Annotated in this window: 14 protein-coding genes; all 14 read left to right on the forward strand. The window is 48.9% G+C overall.

Annotated features, from left to right (window positions below):
- The first annotated feature begins 18 nt into the window (after positions 1-18).
- The 14 genes from rbfA (at position 19) to L5656_RS01880 (ending at position 10,711) form a co-directional block, all read left to right on the forward strand.
- Positions 19-366, forward strand: coding sequence for a 30S ribosome-binding factor RbfA (rbfA, locus tag L5656_RS01815; protein WP_297198164.1), 348 nt, complete (start codon positions 19-21; stop codon positions 364-366).
- Between the two features lie 6 nt (positions 367-372).
- Entirely contained in the window at positions 373-1,359 is a 987-nt protein-coding gene (locus tag L5656_RS01820) for a DHH family phosphoesterase (RefSeq protein WP_297198167.1), read from the forward strand.
- Entirely contained in the window at positions 1,325-2,266 is a 942-nt protein-coding gene (gene truB / locus L5656_RS01825) for a tRNA pseudouridine(55) synthase TruB (RefSeq protein WP_297198170.1), read from the forward strand. The genes L5656_RS01820 and truB overlap by 35 nt, the downstream gene beginning before the upstream one ends.
- Before the next feature lie 28 nt (positions 2,267-2,294).
- The gene (locus tag L5656_RS01830) at positions 2,295-3,248 is read left to right on the forward strand and encodes a bifunctional riboflavin kinase/FAD synthetase (protein WP_297198173.1); all 954 of its coding nucleotides are present in this window, start codon (positions 2,295-2,297) and stop codon (positions 3,246-3,248) included.
- Positions 3,249-3,308: 60 nt separating this feature from the next.
- A complete protein-coding gene (locus L5656_RS01835) occupies positions 3,309-3,530 on the forward strand; it encodes a hypothetical protein (RefSeq protein WP_366017794.1) in 222 nt (73 codons plus the stop codon).
- A gap of 124 nt (positions 3,531-3,654) precedes the next feature.
- Positions 3,655-3,924: a 30S ribosomal protein S15 gene (rpsO, locus tag L5656_RS01840; protein ID WP_297198180.1), complete on the forward strand. Its 270-nt coding sequence runs from the start codon at positions 3,655-3,657 to the stop codon at positions 3,922-3,924.
- Positions 3,925-4,068: 144 nt separating this feature from the next.
- Positions 4,069-6,288 carry a polyribonucleotide nucleotidyltransferase gene (gene pnp, locus L5656_RS01845; protein ID WP_297198183.1) on the forward strand — a complete coding sequence of 740 codons (2,220 nt, stop codon included), beginning with the start codon at positions 4,069-4,071 and terminating at the stop codon, positions 6,286-6,288.
- 80 nt (positions 6,289-6,368) lie between these two features.
- Positions 6,369-7,085, forward strand: coding sequence for a polysaccharide deacetylase family protein (locus tag L5656_RS01850; RefSeq protein ID WP_297198186.1), 717 nt, complete (start codon positions 6,369-6,371; stop codon positions 7,083-7,085).
- Between the two features lie 69 nt (positions 7,086-7,154).
- The gene (locus L5656_RS01855; protein WP_297198189.1) at positions 7,155-8,249 is read left to right on the forward strand and encodes a D-alanyl-D-alanine carboxypeptidase family protein; all 1,095 of its coding nucleotides are present in this window, start codon (positions 7,155-7,157) and stop codon (positions 8,247-8,249) included.
- A gap of 4 nt (positions 8,250-8,253) precedes the next feature.
- Positions 8,254-9,519: a M16 family metallopeptidase gene (locus L5656_RS01860; RefSeq protein ID WP_297198191.1), complete on the forward strand. Its 1,266-nt coding sequence runs from the start codon at positions 8,254-8,256 to the stop codon at positions 9,517-9,519.
- 28 nt (positions 9,520-9,547) lie between these two features.
- Positions 9,548-9,925, forward strand: a complete 378-nt coding sequence (locus tag L5656_RS01865; protein ID WP_297198193.1) for a dUTPase — start codon at positions 9,548-9,550, stop codon at positions 9,923-9,925.
- Positions 9,918-10,088, forward strand: coding sequence for an aspartyl-phosphate phosphatase Spo0E family protein (locus L5656_RS01870; RefSeq protein WP_297198195.1), 171 nt, complete (start codon positions 9,918-9,920; stop codon positions 10,086-10,088). The genes L5656_RS01865 and L5656_RS01870 overlap by 8 nt, the downstream gene beginning before the upstream one ends.
- Positions 10,089-10,134: 46 nt before the next feature.
- Positions 10,135-10,455 (forward strand): hypothetical protein, encoded by a 321-nt coding sequence (locus L5656_RS01875; RefSeq protein WP_297198198.1) that lies wholly within the window; start codon positions 10,135-10,137, stop codon positions 10,453-10,455.
- A gap of 13 nt (positions 10,456-10,468) precedes the next feature.
- Complete coding sequence (locus tag L5656_RS01880; protein ID WP_297198201.1) at positions 10,469-10,711, forward strand: YlmC/YmxH family sporulation protein; 243 nt, start codon at positions 10,469-10,471, stop codon at positions 10,709-10,711.
- Positions 10,712-10,714 lie beyond the last annotated feature (3 nt).

A 10,714-nucleotide genomic window follows, 5' to 3' on the forward strand; every position in this document is an offset into this window, starting at 1 on the left:
GGGGGCGAAAGGGCTGATATGTCGATAAGGGTGGAACGGGTAGCGGAGCAGATGAAAAAAGAAATAGCACAGCTTTTGCAGGACGAAATCAAGGATCCCCGGATCGGTTTTGTAACAGTAACCGATGTGGAGCTATCTAATGATATGCAGCACGCCAAGGTATACGTCAGCATCTACGGGGACGAAGAACAAAAAAGGCAAACTTTAGAGGCATTGAGCCGGGCTACAGGTTTTATCCGCAGGGAGATAGGACGGCGGATAAAGTTGCGCGTGGTACCGGAAATCGTGTTTAAATATGATGCATCTATTGAGCGCGCAGACCGTATAGCCCGGCTTTTATCCCAAATTAAAGCGGAGGAAAGGTAAAGCGCTATGAATACCGCAGCCGATATAGCCGCTGACTTGGTACGGGCTAAGGAGGTAATAGTTGCTTCCCACCGTTTACCTGACGGGGACTGTATCGGTTCTACGTTGGCCCTGACCAGAGCCTTGGGTCAGTTGGGAGCTCGGGTAGCGGCTGTAATAGGGGATCCGGTACCGGAAATGTACAGGTTTCTTCCGGGTAGCGAAGACATATTGCTGCCCGACCAGGTTACTTTCGTACCCTCTCTCCTGGTAGTGGTAGACTGCACAGATTTGGAAAGGGTGGCGGAGGGTTTTGGTTCATGGAAGCAAAAAGTCGAGCGGGTCATTAACATTGACCACCATACCAGTAACACTCTTTTTGGCGATTTCAACCTGGTGGATGAGGAGGCGGCTGCTACTGGAGAATTAATTTATGCTGTATTAAAGGAGATGGACGGGCTTTGCATAGATAGTGGCATAGCCACTGCACTGTATACTGCTCTGGTAACCGACACGGGGTCCTTCCAATTTGAAAATTGCCGGGCCCGTACTTTAAGGATTGCTGCCGACCTTTTAGACCTAGGAGCTGATCTGGCCCTTATTCGGGAATATTTGTGGGAGAATAAACCTCTCTTGGCTATTCGCCTTTTAGCTGAGGTTTTACCCACGCTTTCTTTAGCCTATGAGGGGAAGGTGGCATGGTTAGTAGTAAAACGGGAGGTAATGGACAGGCTAGGTGCAAAGGGTGAACATGCCGAGGGACTGGTGAACTACCCTCGTTCCATAGCCGGTGTAGAAGTAGCAGCGGTTTTTAGGGAATTAGAGCCGGGGGTTGTTAAAGTAGCCTTGCGTTCCAAAAAGCAGGTAGATGTCAACGAGGTGGCCGCCCTTTTTGGTGGTGGAGGGCATAGACGGGCCGCAGGTTGCCTCATTCGGGGTTCTATAGAAGAGGCGGTAGAGCAGGTAATTAGGGTGGTAGGTGATCGTTTGGATCATGGCGGCAGGGTTTATTAACGTATTAAAACCTCCCGGCCCTACCTCCCGGGAAGTAGTGGAACGCTTGCAAGAGATATTGGGGATAGACAAAGCGGGCCACGGAGGTACCTTGGATCCCTTAGCCTGTGGGGTATTGCCGGTGGCTTTAGGTCGTTGCACGCGCCTTTTAGAATATGTCCAGGGTGAGCGCAAATGTTACCGAGTTGAGGTAGTTTTCGGCATCAAAACCACGAGCCATGATCTCGAGGGAGAAGTAGTGGAGCGCTCTCCTGTAGAAAGACTGGAGGAAGAGCGCCTCCTTCGTGCCCTTCCCCACTTTACGGGAGAAATTGAACAAGTTCCCCCTATGTTTTCAGCCATTCGCCATCGGGGTCGGCGTCTTTACGATCTGGCCCGGGAAGGCAAGGAATTACCCCGCCAGGCCAGGAAAATTATTGTGTATGAGCTAAAAGTAATAAAGATATGGCCTGAAGGCCCTTATCCGCGAGCCCTTCTAGAAGTAACTTGTTCCAAGGGGACTTATGTGCGCACCCTCTGCCACGACTTAGGAGAATTTTTAGGTTATGGAGCTGCCTCACAATTTCTATTAAGAACGCAGGCGGGACCATTTAAAATTGAAACGGCCTGGGCTTTAGAAGAGATCGTCAGGGTAGCTAAAGAAGGCCGGAGGGATTTTCTGCTTCCTCCGGAAGCAGGTGTGCAACACTTGCCCGCCGTAGTGGTAAAAAAAGAAGGAGCAAAAAGGTTTTTAGATGGTTCCTTTGTGCCCGTCGGTCTTTGGAAAGAGTGGCCTTCTGGCCTCTGCCGGGGAGCACGGGTGCGCTTACACAAGGAGGAAGGAGGGTTCTTAGGTATAGCTTTGTACTCTGAGAGGATGGGTGAAGGATTTCTAAAACCCGAGAAAGTTATTTTTACCTTAGATTAGAGTTTAAGGGGTAAGGAAACGGGACATTATGAGGGTACGCTACGGGTTGGAAGGAACCAGTGAACTAAAGGGGTGCTGCGTAGCTTTAGGAAACTTTGACGGTGTCCACCGTGGACATCAGAAGCTTATTCGTACTACAGTTGAAAAGGCCCGACAAAAGGGCTGTCCGTCAGTAGTTATTACCTTCGATCCTCACCCAGCCCTAGTCCTCAACCCGGGGGAGCCTCCGGGTTTACTTACCACTAAAGAGCAAAAGATTGAGCTTATAGCTGGATTAGGTGCCGATTTTCTTTATTTTTTAACCTTTGATTTAAAACTTGCTTCCTTAACCCCGGAAGCGTTCGTGCACCAGATCTTATGGCCTTATTTTTGTCCTTCCCTAGTGACTGTGGGTTTTAACTATACCTTTGGACGGGGAGGGCGCGGTAACCCGTCGTTATTGTCTGCTTTAGGTAGGGAGCTCGGGTTCGAGGTAGAAGTTATTCCGCCGGTGAAGTTGGGTGAGCGTATTGTTAGCAGCACTGCAATCCGAGAAGCACTAGCGCAAGGCGATGTATTGCTAGCTAAAGAACTTTTAGGATACTGGCCGACTCTTATAGGACGTGTAGTGTCAGGTGAGGGACGCGGCCGACTTCTAGGTTTTCCTACAGCTAATATAGCCGTAGCTCCAGAGGTTATGCTCCCTGCCTATGGAGTATATGCTTGTCGGGTCGGGCTTCCTAATGGTTGTTGGCGCGAGGGAATAGTCAACATAGGGAAGCGGCCCACCTTCGGTCCCAATCTTATGCCTACTGTAGAGGTTTATCTTCTGGATTTTTCAGGGTCCCTTTATGGAGAAAAACTTAAGGTAGAATTAAGATATTTCCTGCGACCAGAGAAGGCTTTTGCCAGCTCCGATGATTTGGTCGAACAGATAAAAATCGATATAAGGAGGGCTAGACAGGTCTTAAAAAGCGTAACCACGTCTTTAAAAGCAACGTAAGATGATTATGGCAGCTAAAGTTTCATGAGGGCCTCCCGGGTTAAGTGGAGCTGGTGCGATGTGCGGGTAATCTTTACCGCCCACGGGCGAAAGCGCTTGAAAGAGCTTCGGCAGGAAGGTATAGATGTGAATGATGTGGTGTCTGCTGCTCGAGAGATTCCGGGACGCGTTGTGATAGCTACTAGATTTCGGGGTTTCTTGGCCTCCTCGGGTAGGGCCTTCGATTTAGTTATAAAAGATGTGCCGGCCGGGCGATTAATCATTACAATTATCGGGAAATAGTTGCATGGGCCTAATGGTTCATTATATAATACTAACTAAATGAAAAATGAACCCTAGCTAGGGCAAGCGAGCCTCCGGCGCTTTCCTTGGCTGTGGGCGATTTAGGTAAAGGGAGGAGTAAATTGTGGCTCTAGAAAAGGAAAAAAAGCAAGAAATTATAAAGCGCTTCCAGAGACATGAAACAGATACGGGGTCACCCGAGGTTCAGATAGCTATTTTAACGGAGCGTATTAATTCTTTAACCGAGCATCTCAAAATACACCGTAAGGACCATCATTCGCGCCGCGGCCTTCTTAAAATGGTAGGCCAGCGCCGGCGTCTCCTCAATTACCTTCGGGAAACCGATGTGGAAAGATACCGCCAGGTAGTGGAGACGTTAGGTTTAAGGCACTAAAGGACGGGGAGCGGTAAAGCCGCTCCTTTTATTTGTAGTACCTGGTCGATTTTATGAGCGGGCCTGGCAGGAAATACTATGATAAATGTCGAATTAATACTAGATCATCCAAGTTAACACAACAGGGGAGGAAAAAGGGAGTTCATGCAACCGGTATTACGTAAAGCACTTACTGTAGCCGGCCGGGATCTTATTTTAGAGACCGGGAGGCTGGCGAGACAGGCTGGTGGAGCCGTTCTGGTTCAGTACGGAGGCACCATGGTATTGGTTACTGCCACGGCTTCGGAGCAGCCGAGGGAAGGGATTGATTTCTTTCCGCTAACTGTTGATTACGAAGAACGTTTGTATGCGGCCGGTAAAATACCGGGGGGATTCATAAAAAGGGAAGGTAAACCCAGTGAGAAGGCCATACTCTCCAGTCGCTTGATTGACCGGCCTATACGGCCCCTTTTTCCTAAAGGTTACCGAAATGATGTGCATGTAGTAGCTACGGTTCTATCAGTAGACCAAGACTGTCCTCCTAACGTGGCCGGAATAATAGGGGCTTCGGCAGCACTAACCATCTCTGACATCCCCTTTAACGGGCCTATAGGTGCAGTAGCTGTAGGCCTCATTGAAGGAAAGCCGATAATAAACCCTACGTTAAAACAGGACGAGGAAAGCAAGCTTCACCTGGTGGTGGCAGGTACCCATGAAGCTATTATGATGGTGGAAGCCGGAGCTGATGAGGTACCTGAAGACCTCCTTTTGGAGGCCATAATGGTCGGTCATGAGGAAATTAAACGCATTGTTGCATTTATCGAGGAGTTTTACCAGGAAGCTAAAAATTTAGGATTAGCTAAGGAAAAGCAAGAAGTTCCGGTAGTGGAACTATATCCGGGGATTGAGGAAGCTACCCGATCTTTAGCTTGGAGTAGATTGGAAGAGGTGATACGGCAGGGGATAGCGGAAAAATGGGGAAAACAAGTCCGGGAGAAAAACTTAGAAGCCTGTAGGGAGTCTATTGTCCAGGAAATATTGGCTGCCCAAGGTGAAGCGGCCGTAGAACAACCTGAGCTCGAGAAACAAGTACGCGATATAGTAACCCAGGTGCAAAAGGAGATCGTACGTAAGCTCATATTAGAAGAAGGGATACGCGTAGACGGCCGGAAGTTAGATGAGATCCGCCCGATAAGCTGTGAGGTAGGAGTTCTGGCGCGAACGCACGGTTCAGCCTTATTTACCAGGGGAGAGACACAGATCCTCACCGTAACCACCTTAGGTTCAGTAAGTGATGAGCAAATCCTAGATGATCTAGGGGTAGAAGAATCCAAACGTTACATGCACCACTATAATTTCCCGCCTTATTCGGTGGGAGAAGCAAGACCCATAAGAGGCCCCGGCCGCCGAGAGATAGGCCACGGCGCTCTGGCGGAGCGCGCTTTAGAGCCTATGATCCCTTCGGAAGACGAGTTTCCTTATGCTATTAGGCTTGTATCCGAGGTCTTAAGCTCTAACGGGTCTACCTCCATGGGGAGTGTATGCGGCAGTACTCTGGCCCTTATGGATGCCGGGGTACCTATTAAGGCCCCGGTGGCAGGCGTGGCTATGGGTTTAGTTAAAGAAGGAGATAAAGTTGCTATCTTAACCGATATCCAGGGTATTGAAGATGCTTTGGGAGACATGGATTTCAAAGTTGCCGGTACAGAACGCGGAGTAACAGCACTACAGATGGATATCAAAATACCGGGTATTGACCGTGATATATTATCCCAAGCTCTGGAGCAGGCCCGGCAGGCCCGGTTGTATATTTTGAGAAAGATGCTGGAGGTTTTGCCTGAGCCTAGGAAAGAGCTATCTCCCTATGCTCCACGCATGCTCACCACGGTGGTGGATACGGACAAAATACGCGATATCATAGGCCCGGGCGGTAAAGTAATCAAAAAGATCATAGAAGAGACCGGGGTAGAAATTGATATCGAAGATGATGGCCGCATATTCATAGCTGCCAGCGACGCTAAAGCTGGGGAAAGGGCCCTCCAGATTATAGAAGCCCTTACTAAAGATATAGAGGTGGGTAAGATTTATAATGGCCGGGTAACCAGGATAACCGATTTTGGTGCTTTCGTGGAGATTATACCGGGTGTGCTGGGGATGCCTGGAAAGGAAGGACTGGTGCATATTTCCCAGCTAGCTGAAGGGAGAGTAAACCGGGTTGAGGATGTGGTAAAAGAGGGAGACGAAATACTGGTGAAGGCTATAGGATTTGACGCTCAGGGCAGGATAAGGCTGTCACGTAAGGAAGCTTTACGGGCCCTACAAAGTTCCTCTGCTCCTACACGGCCTGCCTACCGGCGCCCTGGCCGTGAGCGCCGACTGCGCTAAAGTTGATTTTAAATTGCTAACCCTTCGCCAGTAGAGCATATATTTATGTATGAGCTTTCAAATAAAAAAGCGGGAAGTGGGTGAAAGATTTGCGTGTGCTCTACTGGCGACGCCGCAGTTTGATACTTGGGGGGTTGGTTGTCTTAGCTGGAGGGTTAGTGTTTGGTGGTTGGTTATGGTGGGCGGCACGAGCGGTTTACGTGAGTAAGATGGCGCCTATATACCAGGGTGATGCAAGCAAGAAGGCTATAGCCCTGGTATTTAATGTGGATTGGGGAGAGGAGTACCTGCCACGTATTTTAGAGCTTCTTGCTCAAGGAAAGGCGCGGGCTACCTTTTTCTTTACCGGGCAGTGGGCGGATAAGTTTCCGGAATTAGTTAAAAAAGTGGCCGATGCTGGCCATGAAGTAGGAAATCACGGCTACGCTCATTTACATGTAAACAACCTGAGCCCTGAAGAAATACGCCGGGATATAAAGCGCGCAGAAGAAGTGCTTACGGGCTTGACGGGGCGCAAACCCTCCCTTTATACTCCCCCCTATGGGGAGAATAAACCCCATGTTATCAATGCCGCGGCCGATCTGGGGTATAAATTTATCCTTTGGACAATAAACCCGGGAGATTACTTGCCAGGTACTAAACCAGAAGATATTATAAAAGCAGTAACATCCCATAGCCAAAACGGAGCTATTGTTCAGCTTCATCCCACTGCTGCCACCACCCAAGCTTTAACAGGCCTTATTGACGAATTACAGAGGCGAGGATATGCTTTGGTTACGGTATCCGAAATCTTATAGATTAGTTTTATAGTTGAGTTCCTCCTCGAACATAATAGAAGGTGATAAAGTTGTTCGAGGAGGAGAAGGATGAATCTCTGGCGTAAGGTTTTAACCGTCTTTTTTTTGTGTATAACCTTCCCGTTGCAAGTAAAAGCCCAAGAGGCGCCCTGGGTTAGCGCTGCGGCGGCCATTCTCTTGGAGGCCAGTACCGGTCAGGTTTTATATGCTAAGAATGCCCACCAGGAGCGCCCTCCGGCAAGCACTACCAAGATCGTTACGGCTATCCTGGGGTTGGAATTGGGACGTTTAGATGGTTATGTTAAAGTAAGTAAATATGCAGCCAGTACTCCGGGGGCCAGTATCGATTTAGTGCCGGGTGTGGTACTTCGGTTAGAGGACCTTCTTAAAGGAGCGTTGTTAAGTTCCGGGAACGACGCTACGGTAGCGATAGCAGAACATCTGGCGGGATCAGAAGAAACCTTTGCCTGGCTTATGAACCGGAAGGCCGTTTTACTCGGAGCCTTCCGGAGCCGTTTCGTGAACCCTAACGGCCTTCCCGCTGAGGGCCACTACGTGACGGCCTATGACTTAGCCGTCATCACTCGTTATGCCCTTGCCCATCCTCTCTTCAGTCAAATGGTTAAAACCCGCCAGGCGGAGATCATGGCTTCCGACGGGCCGCGGTATCTTTATAATACTAACCGCCTTTTAGGAAGTTACCCAGGGGCTGACGGGGTAAAAACCGGTACCACCAACGCGGCAGGCCAGTGTTTGGTTGCCTCGGCTACGAGGAACGGTCGGCAGCTCATAGCCGTAGTTTTAAGAAGCGACGACAGATATGAAGATGCTAGCAATTTGCTGGACTACGGATTTAATAGTTTCTACCTGGAGAAGGTACGAGAGGGGCAAAGGGTCGGTACGGTTTACGTACGTAACGGCCAAAAGCAAGAGATAGGGGCTGTAGCCTCCCGGGAAGTGGCCTGGGCGGTTCCTAAGGATAAAATAAGCCAATTGGAAAAGCGGGTCATACTTTACCCCCGTGTAAAAGCACCGGTCCAGAAGGGACAAGTTGTAGGCCGGATCGTCCTTTTGTACCAAGGTAAGGAGGTTTCTTCCGCCGATTTGGTGGCCGAAGAGGGGGTACCCGCGGAAAGACGACTAATCCCCTTCTGGAAGTGGTGAAAGCATGTACCGCAAAATATTTCTAGACAATGGCATAAGAGTCGTAAGCGAAGAAATCCCTTTTGTCCATTCTGTAGCTCTGGGAGTTTGGGTACGGGCCGGTTCCCGTAATGAAACTGAGGAGAACCACGGAGTATCCCATTTTATAGAACACCTTCTTTTTAAGGGGACTGAAAAAAGAAGCGCCAAGGAAATTGCCGAAGCCCTAGAATCGGTTGGCGGTGTCCTCAATGCCTTTACTACAAAAGAATATACCTGTTTCTACACACGTGTACTGGCGGAGCACCTGGACTTGGCCATCGACGTGTTGAGCGATATGCTTTTTAATCCGCGGTTTAGCTTGGAAGATATTGAGAAAGAAAAGAAGGTTATTCTAGAGGAAATCAAAATGTATGAGGATTCTCCGGATGAACTGGTCCACGACTTGTTTGCGCAAACCGTGTGGCCCGGGCATCCTTTAGGAAGGGCCATCTTAGGTACCTTCCAATCCATAGAACGGCTAAATAGGGAGCAAATTTGCAATTATTATCACAAGCATTATAATGCCCGGAATATCGTCCTGGCTGCGGCCGGCAATTTCAATACCCAGGAGCTGGAGGAGAAACTGGCCAAGGCTTTTGGACAGCGAGAACTTCCCGGAGAACCGGCTATTTATTATCCACCCCAAGGGAAGCCCGGGGTCAGTATAAATATTAAAGATACCGAGCAAGTTCAGATTTGCCTGGGCGCTCCTGGTCTTGCCCAAGACGATAGGGATATTTATGCACTGCAGGCTTTGAATAATATTTTAGGTGGGGGAATAAGTTCCCGCTTATTTCAGCTTATTCGTGAGGATAACGGTTTAGCCTATTCGGTGTATTCTTACCATGCAGGGTACGTGGATACGGGGTTATTTACTATATACGCAGGGACTAGCCCTTCCAACTTTCAACAGGTGGTTGAGCTTATCTTAAAACAGCTTGCACTGGTAAAAAATGAAGGTGTCACGGAAGAAGAGCTTAAGCGCACTAAAGATCAGATCCGTGGTAATTTACTTCTTAATCAGGAGAACGTGAGTCACAGGATGAGCCGCTTAGGGAAAACGGAGCTTTCCTTTGGAAGGGTAATTACCACGGAAGAAGTCATAGAGAACCTGAATAAGGTGACTACGCAAGATGTAAAAAGAGTAGCTCAAAATCTATTTTCTAGCGAAAATATTTCTTTAACTACTTTAGGCCCACCCCTAAGGGAGCTGGACCTTAGGTTGCTCGCTGAGCAAGCGGGGTTGTAAGGCTTTGATAAGGGAGGATAAACTCAGGGTGGACCGGCTTCAACATATTTTTGAACTTCAGGCAAGGCTTGATGCCGAAATTGAAAAGAACCACCGGCTTCCCGAATATGATTTGCCTACTTGGGTGCAAAAGGAAGCCCTGGCTATAATAGCAGAGCTCGCCGAGCTTCTCGAAGAGGTTAATTTTAAATGGTGGAAGAATCCCCATCCTTTAAACAGAGACGCTTTGAAGGAGGAGCTAGCAGACATTTTACATTTTTTTGTTAGCATGTGCCTTAAAGTAGGGGTAAGCGCTGAGGAATTATACCGGGCCTATCTGACTAAGAATGAAGAAAATTTCCGGAGGCAAAGGGGGCTATCCTCCCGGGGAGGCTACAGTCGCTTGGAGGGGAAACTGAATGAATAAAGCAAATATCCTTGCTCAAGAGATAGAAAAGTTACGCCGCCAGCTAGAGGATGCCTTAAAGCGGGGGAACGGGGTGGGAAGCCAGGAGGTGGCGAATTTAAGCCGGCAAATAGACGCCATGGTAGTAGAATACACCAGACTACAAAGGAAATGCCCCAAGTAATAGAAATGCTGTTGTCGCCATATTTTTTAGCAGGAGGTGGCTTTCCATGTTGGTTACTGTGGGTGCGGTCAGCCTCCTGCTCTTGCTTTTTTACGGGGCACTAAAAGCTAAAATGCGGGCATACCGGGTTCCGCATAACGGAGAAAACCTGCCTAGCCCAGCCTCCAGGGCATTGGCTGAATTGGTAGGAATTGCAGGGGGGATATATTTATCCTTGGTTATGCTGGTTAGCTTTCTTAAGCTTGGAGTTCCAGAAACCGTTTCCTTAGGGGGGTGGTCTATGGACCCCCTAGCTTTGCTGGCTGTTTTAGTAGCCCTTATTCAGCCTTTGATTTTGGCCTGGTGGCCGGGACGCAAGAAGCGGTAGGTGACGAGAGCGGATGCGTCTTATGGAATTGAAGGGTAAAGAGGTAATCAATATACACGACGGGTCTCGCCTGGGAACTTTGGGAGAAGGTGACCTTATAATCGACATAGAGACAGGTGAGATAAAGGCGTTAGTTTTACCGGGGCCCAAGAACGTTTTTTCTGTCTGGGGTAAAAGGCAGGAATTGGTGATACCTTGGGAGGCCGTCCATAAGGTGGGAACTGAAGTAATCACCGTAGATTTTGGACCGCCTTAATGG

Source organism: Thermanaeromonas sp. (assembly GCF_021890735.1).
Taxonomy (GTDB): domain Bacteria; phylum Bacillota; class DSM-521; order Neomoorellales; family Neomoorellaceae; genus Thermanaeromonas.

What these genes read in the sequence shown, in the direction of transcription:
- rbfA (WP_297198164.1), top strand. Translation starts at nt 19, where the DNA reads ATGTCGATAAGGGTGGAACGGGTAGCGGAGCAGATGAAAAAAGAAATA.
- L5656_RS01820 (WP_297198167.1), top strand. Translation starts at nt 373, where the DNA reads ATGAATACCGCAGCCGATATAGCCGCTGACTTGGTACGGGCTAAGGAG.
- L5656_RS01830 (WP_297198173.1), top strand. Translation starts at nt 2,295, where the DNA reads ATGAGGGTACGCTACGGGTTGGAAGGAACCAGTGAACTAAAGGGGTGC.
- pnp (WP_297198183.1), top strand. Translation starts at nt 4,069, where the DNA reads ATGCAACCGGTATTACGTAAAGCACTTACTGTAGCCGGCCGGGATCTT.
- L5656_RS01855 (WP_297198189.1), top strand. Translation starts at nt 7,155, where the DNA reads ATGAATCTCTGGCGTAAGGTTTTAACCGTCTTTTTTTTGTGTATAACC.
- L5656_RS01860 (WP_297198191.1), top strand. Translation starts at nt 8,254, where the DNA reads ATGTACCGCAAAATATTTCTAGACAATGGCATAAGAGTCGTAAGCGAA.
- L5656_RS01870 (WP_297198195.1), top strand. Translation starts at nt 9,918, where the DNA reads ATGAATAAAGCAAATATCCTTGCTCAAGAGATAGAAAAGTTACGCCGC.
- L5656_RS01875 (WP_297198198.1), top strand. Translation starts at nt 10,135, where the DNA reads ATGTTGGTTACTGTGGGTGCGGTCAGCCTCCTGCTCTTGCTTTTTTAC.
- L5656_RS01880 (WP_297198201.1), top strand. Translation starts at nt 10,469, where the DNA reads ATGCGTCTTATGGAATTGAAGGGTAAAGAGGTAATCAATATACACGAC.